Here is a 21497-nt window from a genome sequence, read left to right as displayed (position 1 = left end):
AACTGGAAGGCGAAAACGTGATTGCAGATTCCCAAAAGTCGATAAAGGCGGTCGTAATGAGAGAGGTACATATCGAAGTTAATGCCTTTTTAACAACATTAAAACAGCGCTCTGTTTCGTTTGCTAAATGTTAGGAGGCCTAAAATATTTCACGCACCAGCCTCTCTAAGAGTTTCTTTGCAATGTTTAAAGAAGCCTCATTCGCATCAATATTTGATTTAATCGGGTTATTTGCAGGTTACATGATTGCTCTGCAACTTGGCGTTTTTGAGCAACTACCTCTGTGGGCTATAGCGCTGTATCCAGCTGTTCTAAGTGCAAGAGGGGTTATCAACGGATTACTGTCTGGTCGCTTAATCACCGCATTACATCTTGGAAGTATTTATCCCAAATTCTTTGGAAACACAAAAAGCTTCAAGAAGCTAATTGAAGCAATGGTTGTTTTAACTTTAGCCACGGCAGGAACAATCAGTGTTATTTCACTCTTTTTTGGAAGTTTGCTTTGGGGACTGACAATCGCTGATTTTTCAGCTATTTTAACAGTTATAGTTGCAACAATGTCTTTGAGTTTACTCATTACGTTAGCAACTGTCAAGTTAGCGTTTATTTCATTTAAGAGAAGTTTAGACCCAGAGACTACGGTGTACCCAGCAGTCTCCATAGTGGCGAACATAATTATAACATTCTTTTACATAGCGGTTCTGAACCTTTACTTTTTTGGCGCGTGGGGCAGAGGGGCGATAATACTATTTGGCCTCGTTAACGTTTCATTAGTTTTAGCTATATTGCCCAGAAGCATACGGCAAACAGAGTTTACTGGCGCATTAAAAGAGTCGTTAGGGACAATGCTTCTAGTGTCTTTTCTTGTTAACATTACTGGAACCTTCCTGTTAGCAGTGAACAGTCTTGCGTTTGAGCAAGCAACAATTTTTACCGCTTACCCTGCAATGATTGACATTATGGGAGACGCAGGATTGATTGTTGGCGCTACTGCCACAACAAAGCTTGCCTTAGGCGTCCTTAACCCCTCTTTTTCATCAATAAAAAGTCATGCCAAAAACATCTTCAGCATTTGGGCTGCGTCTTTCTTGCTCTTTATCGTTTTAGGTTTCCTTTCTCTGATTATAAATAGAGCACTTTCTTTGGAAGGAATTGCTAGACTGTTGCCTGTGTTTGCCATTTCAAACGTTATTGCGTTTGTTGCGATTAGCATAATATCTTATTGGATTTCGATTTTAACATTTAAGAGAGGCTTAGACCCTGATAATTTTGTTATTCCTGTTGGCAGCGCGTTAGCCGATAGTTTTATGACGATGGCTCTATTTGCAGCGTTGCTTCTAACGATTTAATACTAATAGAAGCATAAGTAAAATATTCTAGAACTGCCTTTATTTTGACCGTGGAGCGCTATTTCAATATTGCCTCACTTTGAAAAAATAGAGTATAAGCCCATCCCAGTTAGAGAGCTTCTGCTTGAAATGAAGAACCTCTCTGAATTAATGATTGATTTAGCCTATTCCGCAGCATTATACAACGATAAAGACCTCGCGGAAGACGTTCTTGCACTTGAGAGTCGTGTAGATACGTTAGGCTACTTGCTTGAGATTGAGATAATGGTTGCGGCAAGGGGCCCAGAGGACGCGGAAGCATTAATCGGTGTCTCTACTGTTGCAGCGTCAACGGATAAAATTTCAGATGCCGCCGCGGACATAGCAGCGATAGTTACGAGGAACATTGGTATTCATCCTATAGTTGGTGAAATCTTCGAAAAAGTAGAAGAACGATTGATGAAAGTAACTGTTAAACCCAACTCGGAGATAATCAATAAGCAAATTGGTGAATTGAATTTAGCGGCGCGCATGGGCGTAGACATCTTGGCCATCCGCCGAAATAACGATTGGAAACTTGACCCGAAGAAAACAGAGAAAGTTCTCGAAGGAGACATTCTCATAACTCGTGGAGCGCCGGTGGGGGTCGAAGAATTCAAGGATTTAGCGGGAGGGGAACTTGCAAGCTTGGAGCACGAAAAACGCGCCAAGTTTGAGGAAATCGTTTCGAGATTTGTTGAACTCAAGGATACTTCCGAGTTAATGATGGATTTGGCATACTCTGCCTTGATGCTGAATAGTAAGGAACTTGCGGAAGAAGTTGAGCAGCTTGAAGAGCGCATGGATAAAATGCATACAGAGTTTGAGTTGCTTGCTCTATCAAGTGATTTTAAAAAAGAAGAAGCCTCAGGCTTTCTTGGATTAATCAGATTAGGGGTAGCTACAGAAAAAATAGCTGATGCCGCCGCGGACATGGCAGAAGTTGTTTTAAGAGAAATCAAGCCGCATCCTATCTTAACGCTTGCAATTAAAGAAGCGGAAGAAACGGTTACTCAAGCATGTGTTACCGCGGGGTCACCGCTCGTGGGAAAGACACTAAAAGAAGCCCGCGTAAGTGAAGAAACAGGCATGTGGGTTTTAGTTATAAAAAGAAATGACATGTGTTTGCGTCCGCGCGCTGACTCGAGAATAAAAGAGGGAGATATACTGGTTGCTTCAGGTTATGCTGAAGGAGCTGATGACTTAAAGAAGCTTGCTTCACCAGCGCAAGCCTGCCCGGTTGATTAAGTGGTAATCCTAATTTTGAATTCATTAAAACTATATGCGCCCGCAACTAAGTCTATAGGTTTAACAATAAATTAAGAAAAACGGGGAAAAAGAGTGCCTACCTGTCCGAACCCAGCGTGTAAAAGAACGTTCAGTAAACCTCTTAAGACACTTAATCTTCAAGAGGACGCAACAGAACCATACGACGCTTGCCCGTATTGTCTCACAAAAATTGATGCCCCGTCGATAAAAAAAGAAAGCCGCCTGATAATCGAAAAGAAACCTGAGCCCGAATTGAAAGCGCCACCTAAGAAGGCTGAGTCTTCAGAGTGTCGGCATCATCTGGGTTATTTGAGTGAGAGAGGGCAGAAGGAGAAGATTCCTGAAGAGTGTCTTGTCTGCAAGAACATTGTTGAGTGCATGTTAAGTAGAATGCGCTAATACTCATAAATTAGTAAGTATGCCCGCTAAGTGTAAAAGAAAAAACTGTTAAGAAGAATAATAAGGAAAAATGAAGGTGATTACTTCTTTTTCTTGTTTACTGGTTTTTCTTCGGCAGGAGCTTCTGGTGCTGCTTCTTCTGTTTTTGGTTCTTCTTTCTTGTCTTCGATTTCAGTTGTGATTTCTTCGATTGGTTTTGGAGGCGGTGTTGTTGCCATTGTCCAACCGATCCAGGCACCAATGAAAAGTATTGCTACGAATGCAATGAATACTGGTGCGGCTATGAGCCAATAAGCTACAACGTCTGGTTCTGCGATTTTTAGCCATGGTAGTTGAGTTATTATCCATGAATATCCGAATAGTGCAACGATATAACTAACTGCAACTATAACGCAAACAGCAAGTATTGCTCCACCTATTGCTTGATCTTTACTAACCATTTAGTGATTTCACCACTTTATTAGCCATTGTACTTCTTAATCAATTTAAAGTTTGTCATGCTTTTCTGAGCGCTTGTTTGATTAGGTGGTTCCCACTTCCCATGTTGAGAGATATTTTTTCTGTTCCGCTGTAAGAGTATCAATTTTAACGCCCATACTTTGCAGTTTTAGCTCAGCGATTTTCTCGTCGATCTCTTTCGGTACAGAGTAGACTTTGGTTTGCAGTTTACCTGCTTTTGCTATGAATTCTGAGCATAACGCTTGGTTGGCAAAGGACATGTCCATGACTTCTGAGGGGTGACCTTCTGCGGCGGCTAGGTTCACAAGTCTGCCTTCGGCTAGAAGGTAGAGTTTTCTGCCGTCTTTGAGTGTGTATTCTTCCATGTTTGGGCGCATTGTGCGCTTGGATTTGGAGAGTGATTCCAAATCTGGGATGTTGATTTCTACGTTGAAGTGGCCGCTGTTGCATATTATGGCGCCGTCTTTCATTTTTTGCATGTGCTCTTTGCGAATTACGCTGATGTCGCCGGTGGCTGTTACGAAGATGTCGCCGATTGGGGCTGCCTCAGCCATAGGCATGACGCGGAGACCGCTCATGACAGCTTCCAGTGCACGGGTGGGTTGCACTTCAGTAACAATGACGTTTGCGCCCATGCCTTGTGCACGCATTGCGATGCCTCTGCTGCACCATCCGTATCCGCCCACCACAAAGTTTTTGCCTGCAAGCAGAACCGAAGTTGCGCGTAGAATGCCATCGATTGTGCTCTGCCCTGTGCCGTAGCGGTTATCAAAGAGGTATTTTGTGTAGGCGTCGTTTACTGCTACTATTGGGTACTTTAGGCTACCATCTAGTTCCATTGCTTTTAGGCGAATAACGCCTGTGGTGGTTTCTTCGGTTCCGCCTTTGATGTTTTTAATTAACTCTTGGCGCTTACTATGTAACATGCCGACAACGTCTGCACCATCATCCATTGTTAAAGTGGGGTTAAATTCAAGGACTTTTTCAATACACTTATAATAGTCCTCAGTGTTCTGGCCTCTCCAAGCGAAAACGTGTACACCACTGTCTGCTAGGGCTGCGGCGACGTCATCTTGGGTTGAAAGTGGGTTAGAGCCGCAGAGGGCAACGTTGGCGCCTCCTGCAAGCAGTACTTTGATGAGGACGGCTGTTTCTTTGGTAACGTGGAGGCATGCAGCTAGGGTTTGCCCCTTTAGTGGTTTTTCTTTTTCAAAACGTTCCTTGATTATGTTGAGGACGGGCATGTGTTTTGATGCCCATTCAATCTGTAAATGTCCTTGAGGTGCTAAACTTTTGTCTTTAACTTGGAAGTGTTCCATGAATATTCCTTCTTTTTATTGACTCTTGGCGGTTCTCCTTATTTAGAATTTACCTCGCTTTCATAAGGTGTAAAGTAGGACAAGCCCTTATCTAAGCTGGAAAAGTTAAAATTACACTGTACGCAAGCTAACTGTTAGAGGGGATATTACGTGAAAGAACCTTTTGTCTCTTTTGTAAAGACACAATTAGAACCCAGAACGTTACTGATAACATGCGGGTTGCCAGCAAGTTACAAAACTGAAACTTCAGAGGAAATTTCCAAAATTAAAGGGTATCCTATTCTCCGAAGTGACTTGATAAGGTTAGAAGTGCTCAAGAACGAAGATATTTTTGATGCCAAAGTTGCAGGCAACATGAGCAAGAGGTTATCTGTTTATGATGAATTATTCCGTCGTGCAGATGAGCAAGCAGCCAAAAAGGAGGGGGGTTTAATTTTGGATGCAACATTTGTTACTCAGGAGCTTCGCAGGCGCGCGGCTGAGATTGCAGCAAAAAACAACATGACGTTTGTTATCCTGCAAACCAGTTGCCCCCAAGAGGTTTCTCTTGCCAGAATTAAGAAGCGAACTAAAGAGAAGTACGAATCAAACGCCTTAACAGAAGAAGCGTACCTTGCCAACAAGAACAAGTTTGAACCTGTAGATATTGACGACTTGAAGCAGAAGTATCCTTCGTTGAAAATTGTGCATTTGACGGTTGACACCTGTTATGATGAAACCGACCGCTGGTACGTTGTCGCCGTAGACAAAAGGTAGCCGCTTTGAAGATTGATTTACACATTCACTCAAAGAGTTCAGATGGCAAACTAACAGTAGAAGAGATTATACAGGAAGCTAAAGCCCGCAACATCACTTTTTTGTCGATTACGGACCACGATTCTATCAGTTGCCAAGCCCAAGCCGTTGAAACGGCAAAAAACGCAGGCATTAACTACATTACAGGTGTAGAGTTAAACGTAACTTTTGCTCACCCAAAACTGCATGAGGGCAAGCCTGTTTCGCTGGATTTTTTAGGTTACCAGTTTGACGAAGAAAACCCTGAGCTTAAGAGCAAACTTGAAACGATGGCTAAGTACCGAGAGGAAAGAGCGGCTAAAATCCTAGAGAACCTTAACGCTGAATTTACTAAAGAAGGCATCGCAGTGTTAACAAATGAAGATTTTAGGCAGATTGAGGAGTCAGTGGATGGCACATTAGGCAGACCCCACATAGCCGACTATCTTGTCAAAAAAAACATCGTTAAAACGCGTCAAGAAGCATTCGATAAGTACCTTGTCAAATGTGATGTGCCCAAGTACCCTCTCTATTTGGAGGAAGCCTCAAAACTTGTCAGAGACGCGGGCGGCAAATTGGTGCTGGCCCACCCTAATGACCCACATGGAACATCGCTTGCAACGTTGACTAAGGTGCTTTCTGAACAGACAGCAATTATTGAAGAAAAAATGTTGCCATACATTGACGGTGTTGAATGTTGGCATTCAAGGCACACACTTGAAACCGCAAGCCATTACTTAGCATTTGCGAAACAAAACAACTTACTTATGACTGGCGGTAGTGATTGCCATCAGAAACCAATTGTTATGGGCACTGTTCAAATCCCAGATTGGGTAGCCAACCAGTTTGTCTAGTTGCACGTAGTAAAGGGAGGGGCATTAGAGGTTTTTCGCGTAGTCGGTGGCAAGTTTGAAGTATGCTTGTGCCTCTTGAATAGCTGATTCTTTTTCTTGTTTGGTTATGTTGGGGTCGTCGAGTTTGAAGCTTATGACTTTACCACGTACATACGCGCGGTAGCATTTGTAGAAGGGCAACAGTTGTTTTAGTTTGTGGTCTTTGGAGTATTCGATGTATCTTTGTATGAAGTGTGTTGCGAGGTCGGGTCTTTGTTGGTAGTCTAGGTCCATTGCCAAGAAAGCAACGTCGGAGGCAACGTCTGAGTACCGGAAGCGGTCGTTGAATTCTATTGCATCGAATATGCAGATTTTTTCTGTTATGAATATGTTGCCTGAGTGGAGGTCGCCATGGCAGTCTCGAACGAAATTATGAGTTATTCTGTCCTCAAAGAGCGGTTGATTGTTTTCCATGAAGCGGTTGATTTGGTTTTGGAGAAAGCAGTATTGTTCTTGGGTGATAGTTTGATTGATGTATTTTTGGGTTTGAGAAAAGTTCTCATCCCAGTTAGTTTTCACTATTTTCAGGGAACCGAATTCATTAATTGTGGGGTTTGTTTGTGCTTTGGAGTGAAACTGCGAGACTATATGGGCTATTTCATCAACTATCTGTTTGGTGACCTTGTTCTGTTTGATGAGTGTTGTCATGATTCTTTCTTGAGGTAAGCGTTTCATCTTTAGTGCGTATTCAACGGTTTCACCGTCGCCCTTTATCTTGATGCTTTCCGCTTTGTTGATAGGCACTACTTCTAGGTAGATGTCTGGGCAGAGGCGCCTGTTGAGTTCTAGCTCTTTTTCGCAGAAAACACGCCTTTTTTCAAGGGTAGAAAAGTCTAGAAAGCCAAAATTTACTGCTTTTTTTACTTTATAGACCAAATTGTCAGTGATGAAGACGAAGGATATGTGAGTTTGAATAAGGTCGACCTTGCTAGTTTTTTCAGGGTAGGTTTCAGCTTTTAACAGCGCTTCGACCACGGTGTTCTGGGTTTGCATCTTTCATCCTTTAGGGTATTTGTGAACTGTTTCCAATAAATATGTGTAGGGTAATAATGTTGGACAGTGAAGGGTCTACACATCACTTTTGGTTAACTTTATATTTAACTTAACAAAACACGTTTGCGCGGATAAAAAGTGAAAGCTGAACGTGAAAAAGAGTTAATAAATGCACTACTCAGGAAAGGTTATTCCCTTAGCACTGCAGAAAAAATAATAAAAGTATATAATCAGAAGTTTTGAAAGCTTTTTATGTAATCCAAAACTTTTTTGGCTTCCTCTTTTGAAATGCGCTTTGTATCATAGAGGGAATTAGCGATGTCTGACATTTTGGCCAAGGCATGTACGTGGTAACCCAGTTTTTCTAGATTTTCCTTGCCGCCGTGCTCACGATTTACTACGACCAATAGATGTTTAACGTTAGCACCTAAGTCCTGTAGCGGCTTTATGCCCTCCACCTTTGACAAGCCTTCACTTATTACATCATCGAAAAAGAGCACGTTATCTCCGTTGGTTACGTCTGCACCAGCGATTCTGCCTGTGACACCGTAAGTTTTGTCCTCTTTTCTAACGATGATGCAGGGCAAATTTAGCCTGCAAGCGATACTGGGGACTATTAAGGCTCCTTTGAGCTCGATGGAGGCTAATTTATCTATTTTGTCAGTAGTCATTATTTGCTTAATTTTCTCAGATGCCACATCAGCAATGGTGCACAAGTGTTCTGGAGCTGAAAGCACCCGTGCAAGGTCAATATAGTAAGGACTTGTTGCGCCAGATTTAATTTTGAAGGTTCCAAACTTTAAACACCCAGACAGATAGAGCGCTTCTGCAACTTTATCAATGTTTGTTGGCATTTGAGGGTTCCCTGTTGTGAATGGGAAATTGCAGATTTAACCCTTTACCAAAGAAGACCATATTTGTATCCTATTAGTGGTTCTATGTACAAACCTATAGAGGGTAGGTTGTGCGAACCTATTGGCGGCGTCTCAAGCAAGTAGCATCTTGATTTTTACTGCGACCATCCGCTACTACGACCATTACGGCAACCATCGTCCTCATGGATGGTCGTGGTAAAGAACTGCCGAGGATGCGCCAGCCAACTCTTTGATGGTCGTAGTAAACCGCCACAACCCCCAGCGCACCCCGCTTTTTATAGGGGGATAGGGGTCACGGCAAAGCCAAGATAATCACGCAACCAAATCAGCCATATCTACGCTTCGCTCATAAATCTGCCTCAAAAAAGACACTACCGCCAAAATCTGCGGCATCAAATCAACCGACGATTCTTTTGCGGCGCGCTCGATATTTGAATAGTTTTGATCAATTTTTCCTCTCAGCTTGCGCACATTTTCTGCCGATGCGATATCTTTTGTAAGGAACGCTTTGAGTGCTTGCTCACTTGCATCATAACAAGCAGATTGTAATTCAAACAATAGCTTGCGAAGGTCATCAGATAATTTGACTCCCTTGAGGGATATGGTGTTTGAAGCCACTTGGACGCATGCGTCACCGATACCCTCGATTAAACTTGCCGCCAAGCGGTAATCTAAACATTCAATAGGAGAGAGTTCAAGCTTTTCACTTAACCGTGGATTCTGAATAATCGTTCGCAAAATCCTAACTAACAAGAAAAAGAACTTGTTATTTTCTACATCTCTTTCAACCACATTCTTAGCTAAATCCAAATCACCATTAACAAAAGAAGCAACAGCATCACGAATCATTCTCGCCGCACTGCCATGATTGCGCTGCAAAATCTTCTGCGGAGAAGTCGAGGGTTGTTGCTGCATCAAACATTGCAAAGAAATCATCGAAGCCGTTTCCTCAACAATCATCAGCCCAGCCAGCGAATCAGCAGTCGATTTAACCAAGTTTCTAACAGCAGAATCAATACGGTCCTTTGCCTCAATACGAATAACATCATAACCAAGCAAATACCGACCAACAATCTCACGACTCAAATATGGACCAACAGTCAAAATAGCCGTCCTAGGCTGTGGCTCAACATCATATTTAGAATCAACCAACAGCTTACCATCAGCAGTCACCTCCAAACTTACCTGACTGCCCTTCTGTAAACCGTTCTCTTTAGCCCAATCCCTTGGCAAACAAACAAAAAAAGTGCCTGTTGGCGTCTGCTGAACTTTACGCAATTCGCCCATAGTCATTCCTCAAGATATAACACATTTAAACTATCAATCAGTTATATAAATTAACACGTTTAAGAATAGTTTTAAGCTAAAAATACCATCAACGCGCTCTACCCAATTTGTTTACTACGACCACTTGGATATGCAAGGTATCCGTTAGTATGGTCGCAGTAAAAAAACGGTCAATCAATTATTAACCCCAGATTGCTCTCAGAAAAGAAAAAAGTAAATAACTCAAAATCATAACTGCCTAAGCATAAAAAGTCAGCTTTAACAATGGGCTAAGGCGCGCAATCACATCATGAGTACCCAAGAAAAACTCCAAAGAGCCATCCAAGCAACAATCGCGGCAGGATACCAACTAAACAGCGAAGCCTTCGAATATCTATGCCAAAACTCAGAAAGCCAAGACCCACTCAGCATCATGAACATAGCGCTTGAAAAATTGCAGGAACAGCAAGAAAAACCCATGTTCATTGAAAGGGCATTCTTAGAAGCGCTACTCCAACAACCAAAAGCAAGTAGCCAACAACTACAACAACAAGAGCAACAATTCACCCAACAACTGCCAGTTACACCATCATCAACGCCAAGCATCGAAGAGCAGAAGGACACACTAAAAACCCCTTTCTATGCATACGCCAAAGACAGCCCAGCAAACTTTAGCATCCTCGAAGACGCCACTGGCAAACTAAGCTCAAACGGAACATTAGAGGAGTATTTGCTGTATTTTCAAGACCGATTCAAAAGAATCGAACGCTTACTGAGGCAAAGAATTGACGTTAAAGCAGCAACACCGATTCTAGAAGCACTCAAATCACCGCCAAAAACCAAACTAAAAATCATATGCATGCTAACCGAAAAAAGAGACTCAAAAAACCACACCATACTCTCAGTCGAAGACCTACAAGGAAGCGCAACCGTACTTGTGCCGCAGAAAGCACCTGAAGAAGTCAAAAGGAAAGCACTCACACTGCTACCAGACCAAGTCATCTGCCTAGCAGTAATAAAAACAAGAAGCAACCTATTACTAGCTGAAGACATAATCTTCCCAGAAGTAGGCAGAAAACCCCCGCAAAGAGCACAAGAACCCGTCTACGCCGTACTAACATCAGACACGCATATCGGCAGCACAAAATTTCAAAAAGAAGCATTCAAACGTTTCATACTCTGGCTAAAAGGCAAGTACGGCAACGAACAAATGCGGCAAATAGCAAGCCGCGTAAAATACGTCTTAATCGCAGGCGACATAGTAGACGGCGTGGGAATATACCCCGACCAACAAAAAGAACTAACCATACGAGACGTACACAAACAATACAATTACGCCGCCAAATATCTCGAAAAAATCCCAGAGTACATAGAAATCTTCATCTCGCCGGGGAATCACGACGCTACACGCAAATCCCTGCCCCAACCAGCCATACCAGAAGGTTACTTAACTGCAATTCAAGGAAAAAAGAACATTCACTCGGTAGGAAGCCCGTGCTTACTTAATATTCACGGCGTAGAAGTCCTTATGTACCATGGTCGTAGTCTAGACGACATAGTCTCAGTAATCCCCGGTATGGACCACGAGCACCCAGAGAAATCAATGCGCCTTCTCATGCAGAGTCGCCATTTAGCACCTGTTTATGGTGGGAAAACCATGCTGTCCCCAGAAAACAGAGATTACCTTGTAATTGACAAGGTTCCAGACATCTTTCTTGCTGGCCACGTACACGTCATCGGTTACTGTAACTACCGAGGCGTACTGGTGGTGAACTCGGGCGGGTGGCAAGAACAAACAGAGTATATGGAAAAATTAGGCTTGGTGCCAACACCTGGTAAAGTGCCAGTGGTGAACCTGCAAACGCTAGAGGTAACTGTTCTAGACTTCAATTGAACGCTTATGTGAAGCTTGAGGCGAGTAACTAACTAAGCGACCAAACCTGCCATCATCAGCAAAAACATCTTTTATGAGACTCCTTGAAATTTCAAGCCGAATTTTTTTTGTGCGACCATAGCGCCCCATGCTCACAACTTTTGCGTTCACCAGCCCCATCGAATCTAATTCATTAACTAAAGTACCCAACCGCCTTTGAGTTAAAAGACCAGCACCCATTTCGCCGCACAGTTCATTGTAAACGTCATATATTTCACCTGTTGTAGCGCTAGACTTGTTTAAGTGATAAACACTCAATAAAACAAGCTTAGAATGCAACGTTAAGTTTTTGAGAGCTTCAATTACACGGTTATGCTCAATATGCTTTTCCGCTTGGCGGACATGTTCCTCCGTAATCATTTTTGCGCCTTGTCGCTCAGCAACTTCTCCTGCAACACGCAACAAATCCAGTGCGCGCCTTGCATCACCATGTTCTGCAGCAGCCAAAGCTGAACAAATACTCAATGCAGACTCTGATAAAACGCCATCGTGGAAAGATAGTTTTGAGCGTTCAAGCAAAATATTTCTCAGTTCACTAGCGTCGTATGGTCTAAAAACTAGCTCTTCCTCGCTTAAAGAGCTGAATACACGCGGGTCTAAGAACTCTTTTAAGCGCAGGTCGTTGGATATACCAATTATAGCGACTTTACTTTTCTTTAGGGTTTCGTTTATTCTTGTTAATTCATACATGAAAGCGTCGCCGCGGTCTTTAATCAACGCATCAACCTCATCTAAGACAATGATGAAGATTATTTTTGAGGAATCTAACCCCGAGCGGAACCTGTCAAACACCTCTCCAACAGATAACCCTGTAAAAGGGATAGTTAAGCCGACGCTTTGACTCAAGTTTGCAAAAACACGATATTCTGAACCTGTCATGCGGCAATTAATGTAGCAGAATTTCACTGATGCCCCGTATTCTTTTGCTTTTGACTCCAAATGTCCTAAAACATACTTAGTAACAGCGGTTTTTCCAGTTCCTGTTTTTCCATAAATAAAAATGTTAGAACACCTAGCATTCCGTAACACCGGTGCAATTGTTCCACCTAACAAACGAATTTGTTCTTCTCGATGAGGTAATTTTTCAGGCAAATAATCATGCCTTAAAACTTCTCTGTCTTTGAAAAGGTGTACTCCATTAACGAAACTGTCGAATACATCATCTAATACATTCCCCATCAAGCTATCTCCTCTTTTTTCAGTGGCACAACCGTTATTTCGTGTGGAACAGATAAAGGATATAGTACAAAAAACTGGTTTTACCACACAACTATTCTAAAAATAGAGAAAAACAGTAGGTAACAAGTCATGTCTATCAATGAAGACGCACCCCAAAGTTTCTACTGGAAAAATTTGGAAAAATTAGAATAAAACATTAAAGGAAATAATATATAGATATACTCTGATAGGTAAAAAGCAAAATACCATATTAATAATTACTATCCAAGAATTTAGACTAATTTTCTGGACAAATTTTTTTAACCTCTAACAAACGTTTTTCCACCTAAAACTTCGAGAGGAAACATAGGGGTGCCCCTAACACAAATTTTTCCATGTATAAATATGTCTTTAGTAACAATAAATTGCTTTTTCAACAAGATATTTGCAAAGGTGTAGTTCAAGAATTTTTCTGATATTTCCTAACAGTTTTCTCTGTTGATTTCGTTCACAAAATTGTGAATACATGTGAAATAGCATTAATGATGTCGCTTTTACAAGCTTTTTTTCCCAGAAATTACCCTTTTTCTGTCTTTTACAAGTGAATAAGCCACCCCTACACTTCTACTGGAAAAACCAAATCAAGCAATAACTAAATTCTTTCACCTGTTTCCTATTACTGTGAAAGTGGTAATAGCAAAATCTTTCCAAATACAGGAAATTTGGAGAAAATAAGCCTAAAAATTGTTTTTCACAAATACTTGGTTCACCATAACAGCTATAAGTTGTGAAGTGTAAAACTGTGAACAACCTTAAGGTGTACAATCAAGTGCCCGCTCGTAAAATGCGCGTGGAGCTATTCGACAGCGATGGTAATCGATATACTATTGCTTTTGAGGGTCAAGTAACCCGTGATAAAGCTCTACGCCTCTTAGACCTTGTAGAATTGCTAGGCGGTGCACCAAGTGAAAGCCCAACTGTAAGCGCAGGGTCTGCTTTACCAAATAGAGTTCTTTCACGTTTTGAGAAGGTTCAAGCTGTAATTCAGAAAAATTTTCCCTTAATCTGGTTTTCTTCAAAGGATATTCAATCAGTCTATGAGCAGGAGCTTAAGGAACCAGTTAGCTTGAGCACTATCTCTACATACCTGTCACGGATGGCAAGTAAAGGCATGCTCTTGAGGACTGGTGGACCAAACAACCTCAAATACAAGACTGCCACCAACATTCCCCAAGCAACCATAAAACAACGCATAAAGTAGATTTTTAACACAAAACATAAAACCACGCCTGCAAACTAAGAATTACTTCCTTAATGCAAAGGTAATGGTGTTGAACAAGAGTCTTGAACTAGACTTCGCCGAAATGCAACATAAACTAAAATGCTATTGTGACAATGGCAGAGTTGCTATAGATAACCAAACAAAACCAGAAGTTCTGACAGCTTTACGACCTGATGCTTCCTTGATTAAGCCCCTCAAAAAAATTAAAACGCACCCTGGAAGCTTCATAGCAATTGACTGCTCCACAAGAACTCTTAAACGAGCCAACAACTGGGGCATCTACTTAATGCGGGCATCTTACACTATAGTAAGAAACCGTGCGGTTGATTGGGGCTTTCAAGAAAGGATATGCACGGCAGTCGGAGACGTCTATGGTCGTAGTAACTACCTCAAGGACTCACGAATTGAACTAGAAAGCCAAATGGCACTAAACATTCTCCAAACCAAGCAAGACCTTTACTACGACCAACCCAACAATGGCATTTACTACGACCATCAGTATGGTCGTAGTGTCTACCTGTTGCTTGATGGCGCAGGCTACTTCGGCGGCGAGAGACGCTTTAGAGTTTCTCTCTATGAGAAATGTAAAAAAGAAAATATTCGGCTTCTTGCCATAAGTAAAAATTCCCCAACCTTGCGGGATGAACGGGGCAGAGATTTTATGGCACTCGCTCAAGGATTGACAACACAAGACATTTGGTTCTATCACCCAGTAAAAAAAGCCGATAAGGACAAAAGTCTATATGGGGATATTGGAATTGTTAAGTTGTGTGCAGAAAGTCCCTATGTTTTTCGCTGCGATATAATGGATTACCTAACACAGCACAACATAGAAGAAATTCTCTCCCCCTTAACTAGCGTTTCTGAGGACCCCCGATGTTTAGGTTACCCTATTAGCCTTTATTTGGCGCATGAGTTCTCAGCGCCTTCAGATTCTATGTTGCTATCGTATCACGATCACGTTGAAGAGAAACTAAATGAGGCAGGCTTGCTTGAGCTTCTACGGCGAGAAGAGCGTTCCTGCAGTTTTGCAGATGAAATTCATGGAGTAAAACATGCGTTTGAGAGGGAATGGTGGGATGGCAACCAATATTGACTCAATAGGCTTTGTTTGTGGAACAAAAGGAGATTCTGTCTCTTTCCTAGTAAACAAAGATGTTGCTTTATCGTTTGGACAAATTGTTCGCATTGATTCTGCTGGAGAACGAAAATTCTATGCGCGTGTCGTCAACTCCGAGAGCAGTTCCACTCTTGAGACTATAGAGCAACTGCGAGAGGCAGAAGGAAAAGAAGCCTTTGGACCATACTCCGCCTATAGAAGCGTAGAGGCTGTCCTGTTCTTGGAAAAGAGAGCGGAAACTCTTCGTTCCCCAACTTTCAACCCAAACTACCGTGACAAAGTGTACGCTGCAACCGACGAAGACTGCGCAGTTCTTAGACTATCTGGCGAGCTTGAACTTGGTCGATTACGCTCAGAAAACCAGTTGCTAAGTTCTGTTGGCATAAACATTGATGCGATACCTCGAATGATGGGCATGTTTGGCATGACGGGCTCAGGAAAAACAAACACAGAACTAATCCTAAATGCACAATTAATCGACAACAGTCCCAAAACAGCGGCACTTATTTATGATTTTGCTGGGCAACTCTTAGAAGGCAAAGAAATAAAATCACAGAAGGGGCTAAAAGACCACCCCTTATTCCACACTAAAGTCCAATATTATTCATCCCAACAAGGCAAAATGGCTGTAGGATTAAAAACCATAACCCCCAGCAAACTTGACACTCTCTTTCCAGACATTCAGCCGCCACAAAAACGGCTAGCTTGGGCATTGTACCGGCACTTCGGAGCTGACTGGATTGAAAGTGCCCGAGAACTCTACCGCACTGAAGGCAACGTAGGGATTAGAGCGCAGAAGGTCGTTGTTGAAGCGTTAATGCAAAAACTCTCTTCCTTATCCGGCGAGCTGTTTCCTTCATCAGACTACACATTCGTGGACAGCGCCCTACAAAACATCTGCAAAGGCATAACCTGCCTAGTCGATATCTCTGGATTGCGTTCCGAAGACCAAAACCGCATGGTTTGCTTGTCCGCATCCACAATCGCTGAATATTACAAGCGCACTTGGGAGAACAACTTTGAAGAATGGCGCAAACTCCCCACTCTGTTGATAACGCTTGAGGAAGCACACGAGTTTTTGGACCCAAACAAGCCGCGAACAATCTTCTCTGACATAGCGTTAACCTACCGCAAATACAGGGTCGGCCTCAACGCGGTGACACCACGACCCTCACGGATCAACTTTGATGTGTTCGCAGAGCTTTGGACCAAAGTAATAATGAAGACGGAACTAAAGAAAGACCGCATATACCTCACTGAGAACACGCCTTACATGGAGTACAGTGAAACCGAAATCAAGATGCTTGACGTCGGCGAAGCCTTGCTTATTTCTGAGCCAAAAATAAAATTCGCTGTCCCCATAAAAGTTTCACATTACCCAGAATATCTAGCGAAGCACCCGCCAGTTGACTATGGTCTGTCAGATTCACAAAAACTCTCAGAGATAGACCAGCAACTTAAACGGTTAAACGGTCAAGAAAAAGTTATCCTGTAGAAGACGGTGATTGGGGCTCGGTCTTCTGCATCAAGTTTTCCATTTCTTTTTTGATGCTATACCTGAACGGAATTTTACCCGATTCCCGCTCCAGATAGCCTTCCTCATAGAGTTTCTTCATCAACCGTGCTGTGTGCTCTCGGCTAAGCTGAACCCTCTCCTTAATTTCAGGCGCCGTTTTCGCGCCCTCCTTTGACAACATTTCCAGCACTGCAATTTCTGTGTCAGTGAGGGCGGCCATTGCTTTGTCACGCTTGATAGGTATAACAGGGGCACTGGTGATTTCTTGGGGTGTCAATGTGCCTTTTTGGATCTGCTCTTCTATCCCTGATATTTTTATCCTCAAGTCCTCTTGAGCGGTTTCGATGTCTTTTATTTTAGCTTCCAACCCCGTTAGTCCCGATAGGACGCTGTTGCTGTTCTGAGAGAACGTTTCTGATATTGTTTGGTTTATAGTTCCTATTTTTTCTTCAAGAGGCATTACTCTTTTCTCTATAGTGTCTATCTTGTCTAAGCTCGCGTCAGCCTTAGAGAGACTTCCTTCAACCTTAAACGAAATTAACTCTACCTTGTCTGCTTCCCGTTTAAGTTCCCTGTTGAAACTTAACACAAGGTCCTCCACAAAGTTTCTGGCTTTCTCATATTCCTTTTGTGCCTTGCGCACCTGCCGATAATACTCAATTGACGCTACCGCTGTTGTTGCCAATAGAATGCCTAAGACTACTGGTGCTAAGTCAACCATGCTTTTCTCTCTCCTGTGATTTACCGTGATTTAGGCGTGATACAAGCGGTTGCATCACACATCACAGTTATCCCATGGACTTTTTAAGGTTTACGGTGCTGTTCTCCCATGCTTCCATGATATCACACATCACGCTCTTCTTGTGTGCCTTTTAGGGACTAACCCCCTCTAAAAATCTCTTCTATTTAGCCTTATTTTAATAAATACGGCGTAAATTGATGATTAAACAGGCCTCGCTTTTCCTTCATGTTTCCATGCAAGAAACACATTTTTTCTGTGATTTGTGATGTCACAAAGGCTCTTTTGATGGACTAGAAAGCCGTTTTAGGCTTGTTTCGAGCTCCTCTCGGATGATTTCTATGACTTTTACATGGTCTTTTAGTTCTTCTTCCTTGTTAGGTATATCTTGGTGGGCTTCCACATATTCATGCAGTTTGTTGGCTATTTCGAGATACGGGTCGAGAGTTGTACTATCAAACACTCCCAAATACCCTAAAAGCAGCACCGTGTAGATTGACTTGATGACGTTTTCTTTAGACTGTTTTAAAGTCCTATTAAACGAACCGCGACTTATTTTAGCCTTTGTCAGCCTTAAGCTGGCTTTTTCATCATATTTAAGTTGTTTACCTGATAAATTTTCAGCTAAAACGTCAATAAGGTATGTTTCAAGCTGTATTTTTGTTAAATTGCTGTTTTTAGCCAGTGTTTGAACAATAGGGTCGTTTAATGCCCCGTTTAGCCATGCAGTTACACTGTCTTTTAGTTTCAAATCGTCGTTTTCCTCCATAGTTGAAATGGATACAGTTTTGTATACTGCCTCCCGTTTTTAACGTTTCTGAGGGTGTAAAGGCGTATTAGTGGCACTAAAAAACAGCTAAAACGTTCCTTATTTTGTTAAATGAGTTTTTTATGCGCCTTTTTGCTGTATTTAAGCTGAATTATGTATTTTTAACATATAAACGTCTATTTGCTCGATTATTTTTTATCTGTGTATGCCTCAACTTTACATAAAAATTGCAGTTTTGCAAAAGCCTCAAACACTTGCTCTTTCCCTTTTTAACATCAACATCTAAAATAAAACACAGTTTTTCTGGTCAATTCATAATAAACGTAAAAACTGCCCTACGCTCTAACTCACGTGTGATACAGCAAAAAAGCCGTCGTGACGTCACCCCCCACAACCAAATCACGGTCAAATCACGCTGTTTTCTCCATAAATCACTTGATATCACAGCCCTGTGATACGCTTGTGATTTCTAGCTCCAAGAGTTCGGCTTATATGTGACTTGCTAGATTTGCTCTGAAAGTTCCTTTAATTTATCAAAAAGTTCGGGTCGCAGGTCTCGAAGAGCAGGAATAAACGTTTCAGCAGTTCTCAAATCCGAATAATCCACTTCACAAACTACAAAATCTTCTTCGTCATATTTTGCCACCGCTAAAACGTCTCCTGCTGGGCTTACGAGTCTGCTTCCGCCCCAGAATTGCAAGCCATCCTCAACACCCGCCAGATTAACGTACGCAAGGTATGCCGTATTTTCTAGAGCTCTTGCCGCTGTTAGGATTTCAAAGTATCCTCTGCGGATGGCTGGAGACGCCGATATACAAACGATAAGTTGCGCTCCCCTCAGACGTGTAAGCCTAAACACTTCTGGAAAGAAAACATCATAACAGATTGTAAGCCCGATGTTTCCCAGTTCAGTTTGGAAAGTGGCGGGCTCATAACCAGGACGGAAATATCTCTTCTCTTCAAAGACGCTGTGCGTTGGCAGGTACATTTTGCGGTATGTGCCGATCAAGCCTTTTGGCCCAACCATGACGGCGGTGTTGTAGACTGTTGCTTTTGTTTTCTCGCTTAGCTCAGGCATCCCAAAAATTATGCAAATCCCTGTTTCCTTTGCTAAGGCTTGGATTCGTTGGGTTGAGGGTCCAGGGATGGGTTCAGCCAACTCGTAGATTTGGTCCAGCACGACGTACCCTGTTAGTGAGAGTTCTGGAAAGATAGCTATGTCTGCCCCTTGCTGCTTTGCTTTCCTTGTTAGGTTTTCGATTTTGGATATGTTTTCTTTTTTGCTTTCGCGTTTGCTGCTTATCTGGCAGAGGGCAATTTTGATTTTGTCTTTCATGGGCTTTCCCGCTTTTAGTAGGTATGTCTTGGAAGCCTAAAATCGTTTCCGACCGTTCGGTAGCCGATTTTTGGGGCTATGGGCATTTTTCTTTTGTGTTCGTTTGCAAGCCATCGACTTTTTACTTTGCCGACGATAGCCTTCTTGATGTTAAGCTGTTCAGCAATCTCTTGAGCGCTCATGAAACGTTCAAGCCCGTATAGGATTAGGTCTAAGGTTTCGTATTTTATGCCAAGTTCTGTTTCTGCAAGCTGGTTTGGCCAAAGCGCTGGCGTGGATGGTTTTAGCGCCAATTCTTTTGGGATTCCCAAATGGATTGCAAGCTTGCGCACTTGAGTTTTGTACAGGTCCATAATTGGGGTTATGTCCGCTGCGGCATCTCCCCACTTGGTGAAGTAGCCCATCATTGTTTCTGACTTATCGGAGCTACCGCAGACTATGCGGTTTTGCTTGTTAGCGTAATAGTAAAGGTAAATCATCCGTGTCCTTGCTTTGATGTTCCCCTTGCAGAGCCTGTCTGAGTGGTCAAACACTGGAATAGCCTTATAGACCACCTCTAAAGCTTCTGTCATATCACAGACCTGCGTTTCTATATGAAATTGGTCTGCGATAACTTTAGCATCGTCAATGTCTTTTTGGTTAAAATTCTCTTTCTCAGGAAGCATAAGCCCTAAGACTTTTTCGCCGCCGATAGCAAGACTTGAAAGACCCGCAACGGTTGCGCTATCTACTCCCCCCGACAGCCCAAGCACAATTCCTTTGGCATCTGCATTTTCAACATATTCTTTGATGAATCGGCAGATTCTTTTTTGTGCTTCATCAAAATTGATTTCTAACACGGAGGGCGTTAATTTCACTGCTATATTGCCTCTTATTGATGGTTAGTAGGCAAGTATTTAAGGACAAGCATAAATATTATGGACATTATCAGTCAATGCAGAAGGTTGTTATATTGGGGCGAAGAAGGAAGAAAGTTGTTCATATTCCTAAGAAGCGTTTGCCTAAATTCTTCTCTTGCCCTAGATGCGGGAAAGAAACCGTTCGAGTGGAAATCTTCAGGGAAGAGGGCGGTCGTTCAATTGCACAATGCAGCAGTTGCGGCCTTAAGGAAGAATTCCAAATCAAAGCCGCGCAAGGCGAAGTTGATGTTTACTGTATGTTAACCGACCGTGTTTACGGTGTTCAAAAAAGGGCTACACCTAACGTAAAGGAAGAATAGTCAAAGAAGTGAAGGATTGCTGCTATGCTAGGACCTATTGAAAGGTACTTGCTTGACAAAATCAAAGCTGAAGGGACAATCCACATGACCCTCTTGGACCCAGAAAAGGTCACAGCTTCCAATGCCTCGCAGATTGCTGAGAACGCTAAAAACAGCGGGACTGCTGCCATAATGATTGGTGGCTCAACTTTTGTTTCACAAGAACATCTTGACAATGTTGTAAAAGCTATTAAAAGTGATGTACAACTCCCAACGATTCTTTTTCCCAACAATATCACAGGCATCAGTAGTCATGCAGACGCAATTTGGTTTATGTCTCTTCTAAATTCAGTTGATCCGTATTTTCTCATTGGTGCCCAAATCTTGGGTGCGCCGCTTGTCAAAAAGTATGGTTTGGAACCAATTTCTATGGGTTACATAATCGTGGGGGAAGGGGGCACCGCTGGTATAGTCGGTAAAGCAATATCGGTGCCTTATAACAAGCCTGAATTGGCTGCGGCTCATGCTCTAGCTGGGCAGTATCTAGGGATGCGTTTCATTTATCTGGAGGGCGGTTCTGGCGCAGCAACCCCTGTGCCTCCTGAAATGATAGCGGCTGTGAAGCATTTAATTGATATTCCCTTGATTGTAGGTGGAGGGATACGCAGTAAGGAGCAGGCGTTGATGGCGGCTAATGCTGGAGCAGACATAATTGTAACGGGGAACATTACTGAGTCGAGCGATGCAAAGCAACGGCTTTCTGAAATTATTCAGGCGATTAAGAACAAAGTCTGATGTTCGTCAACTTTTTCCGTAGTTTTAGAAAAGCCAA

General features: G+C 42.5%; 21 protein-coding genes. 10 read left to right on the top strand and 11 right to left on the bottom strand.

The window, feature by feature from the left end:
- The first annotated feature begins 182 nt into the window (after window positions 1-182).
- The gene (locus NWE95_01215) at window positions 183-1349 is read left to right on the top strand and encodes a magnesium transporter (GenBank protein ID MCW4002522.1); all 1167 of its coding nucleotides are present in this window, start codon (window positions 183-185) and stop codon (window positions 1347-1349) included.
- Between the two features lie 69 nt (window positions 1350-1418).
- Entirely contained in the window at window positions 1419-2615 is a 1197-nt protein-coding gene (locus NWE95_01210) for a potassium channel protein (protein ID MCW4002521.1), read from the top strand.
- 500 nt (window positions 2616-3115) lie between these two features.
- On the opposite strand, the gene NWE95_01205 is transcribed toward NWE95_01210, so the two are convergent.
- Window positions 3116-3475 (bottom strand): hypothetical protein, encoded by a 360-nt coding sequence (locus NWE95_01205; GenBank protein MCW4002520.1) that lies wholly within the window; start codon window positions 3473-3475, stop codon window positions 3116-3118.
- Between the two features lie 81 nt (window positions 3476-3556).
- Window positions 3557-4813, bottom strand: coding sequence for an adenosylhomocysteinase (locus NWE95_01200; GenBank protein MCW4002519.1), 1257 nt, complete (start codon window positions 4811-4813; stop codon window positions 3557-3559).
- Between the two features lie 150 nt (window positions 4814-4963).
- Between NWE95_01200 and NWE95_01195 the strand changes: the two genes are divergently transcribed.
- Together NWE95_01195 and NWE95_01190 are read left to right on the top strand one after the other, a co-directional pair.
- On the top strand, window positions 4964-5569 hold the full coding sequence (locus NWE95_01195) for an ATP-binding protein (GenBank protein ID MCW4002518.1): 606 nt from the start codon (window positions 4964-4966) through the stop codon (window positions 5567-5569).
- A 5-nt stretch (window positions 5570-5574) separates the two neighbouring features.
- Window positions 5575-6441, top strand: a complete 867-nt coding sequence (locus NWE95_01190) for a PHP domain-containing protein (protein ID MCW4002517.1) — start codon at window positions 5575-5577, stop codon at window positions 6439-6441.
- A gap of 24 nt (window positions 6442-6465) precedes the next feature.
- On the opposite strand, the gene NWE95_01185 is transcribed toward NWE95_01190, so the two are convergent.
- The 4 genes from NWE95_01185 to NWE95_01170 all read right to left on the bottom strand — a co-directional run bounded on the left by NWE95_01185 (window position 6466) and on the right by NWE95_01170 (window position 9635).
- Entirely contained in the window at window positions 6466-7473 is a 1008-nt protein-coding gene (locus tag NWE95_01185; protein MCW4002516.1) for a phosphotransferase, read from the bottom strand.
- 230 nt (window positions 7474-7703) lie between these two features.
- Complete coding sequence (locus NWE95_01180) at window positions 7704-8327, bottom strand: orotate phosphoribosyltransferase (protein MCW4002515.1); 624 nt, start codon at window positions 8325-8327, stop codon at window positions 7704-7706.
- A 118-nt stretch (window positions 8328-8445) separates the two neighbouring features.
- Entirely contained in the window at window positions 8446-8601 is a 156-nt protein-coding gene (locus NWE95_01175) for a hypothetical protein (protein ID MCW4002514.1), read from the bottom strand.
- Between the two features lie 59 nt (window positions 8602-8660).
- Window positions 8661-9635, bottom strand: coding sequence for a phosphate uptake regulator PhoU (locus tag NWE95_01170; protein MCW4002513.1), 975 nt, complete (start codon window positions 9633-9635; stop codon window positions 8661-8663).
- A gap of 289 nt (window positions 9636-9924) precedes the next feature.
- Between NWE95_01170 and NWE95_01165 the strand changes: the two genes are divergently transcribed.
- Window positions 9925-11508, top strand: a complete 1584-nt coding sequence (locus NWE95_01165) for a DNA-directed DNA polymerase II small subunit (GenBank protein ID MCW4002512.1) — start codon at window positions 9925-9927, stop codon at window positions 11506-11508.
- Here the strand turns inward: NWE95_01165 and NWE95_01160 are convergent.
- On the bottom strand, window positions 11494-12726 hold the full coding sequence (locus NWE95_01160) for an orc1/cdc6 family replication initiation protein (protein ID MCW4002511.1): 1233 nt from the start codon (window positions 12724-12726) through the stop codon (window positions 11494-11496). The genes NWE95_01165 and NWE95_01160 overlap by 15 nt on opposite strands.
- Window positions 12727-13534: 808 nt before the next feature.
- On the opposite strand from NWE95_01160, the gene NWE95_01155 reads away from it, so the two are divergent.
- The 3 genes from NWE95_01155 to NWE95_01145 all read left to right on the top strand — a co-directional run bounded on the left by NWE95_01155 (window position 13535) and on the right by NWE95_01145 (window position 16602).
- Window positions 13535-13966 (top strand): hypothetical protein, encoded by a 432-nt coding sequence (locus NWE95_01155; protein MCW4002510.1) that lies wholly within the window; start codon window positions 13535-13537, stop codon window positions 13964-13966.
- 70 nt (window positions 13967-14036) lie between these two features.
- Window positions 14037-15083: a hypothetical protein gene (locus tag NWE95_01150; protein ID MCW4002509.1), complete on the top strand. Its 1047-nt coding sequence runs from the start codon at window positions 14037-14039 to the stop codon at window positions 15081-15083.
- Window positions 15067-16602, top strand: a complete 1536-nt coding sequence (locus NWE95_01145; protein MCW4002508.1) for an ATP-binding protein — start codon at window positions 15067-15069, stop codon at window positions 16600-16602. The genes NWE95_01150 and NWE95_01145 overlap by 17 nt, the downstream gene beginning before the upstream one ends.
- On the opposite strand, the gene NWE95_01140 is transcribed toward NWE95_01145, so the two are convergent.
- The 4 genes from NWE95_01140 to NWE95_01125 form a co-directional block, all read right to left on the bottom strand.
- Window positions 16592-17344: a MarR family transcriptional regulator gene (locus tag NWE95_01140; GenBank protein ID MCW4002507.1), complete on the bottom strand. Its 753-nt coding sequence runs from the start codon at window positions 17342-17344 to the stop codon at window positions 16592-16594. The genes NWE95_01145 and NWE95_01140 overlap by 11 nt on opposite strands.
- A gap of 289 nt (window positions 17345-17633) precedes the next feature.
- A complete protein-coding gene (locus tag NWE95_01135) occupies window positions 17634-18113 on the bottom strand; it encodes a hypothetical protein (GenBank protein MCW4002506.1) in 480 nt (159 codons plus the stop codon).
- Between the two features lie 520 nt (window positions 18114-18633).
- Window positions 18634-19467 carry a carbon-nitrogen hydrolase family protein gene (locus NWE95_01130; GenBank protein ID MCW4002505.1) on the bottom strand — a complete coding sequence of 278 codons (834 nt, stop codon included), beginning with the start codon at window positions 19465-19467 and terminating at the stop codon, window positions 18634-18636.
- 14 nt (window positions 19468-19481) lie between these two features.
- Entirely contained in the window at window positions 19482-20324 is an 843-nt protein-coding gene (locus NWE95_01125) for an NAD+ synthase (GenBank protein ID MCW4002504.1), read from the bottom strand.
- Between the two features lie 95 nt (window positions 20325-20419).
- Between NWE95_01125 and NWE95_01120 the strand changes: the two genes are divergently transcribed.
- Together NWE95_01120 and NWE95_01115 are read left to right on the top strand one after the other, a co-directional pair.
- Window positions 20420-20686: a hypothetical protein gene (locus tag NWE95_01120; GenBank protein MCW4002503.1), complete on the top strand. Its 267-nt coding sequence runs from the start codon at window positions 20420-20422 to the stop codon at window positions 20684-20686.
- A 24-nt stretch (window positions 20687-20710) separates the two neighbouring features.
- Window positions 20711-21460: a geranylgeranylglyceryl/heptaprenylglyceryl phosphate synthase gene (locus tag NWE95_01115; GenBank protein MCW4002502.1), complete on the top strand. Its 750-nt coding sequence runs from the start codon at window positions 20711-20713 to the stop codon at window positions 21458-21460.
- Window positions 21461-21497: the final 37 nt, after the last annotated feature.

This window comes from Candidatus Bathyarchaeota archaeon (genome assembly GCA_026014725.1).
Lineage (GTDB): Archaea > Thermoproteota > Bathyarchaeia > Bathyarchaeales > Bathycorpusculaceae > Bathycorpusculum.
The sequence above is the reverse complement of the archived record's forward strand: the minus strand, read 5'-3'. Positions and strand labels throughout refer to the sequence as shown.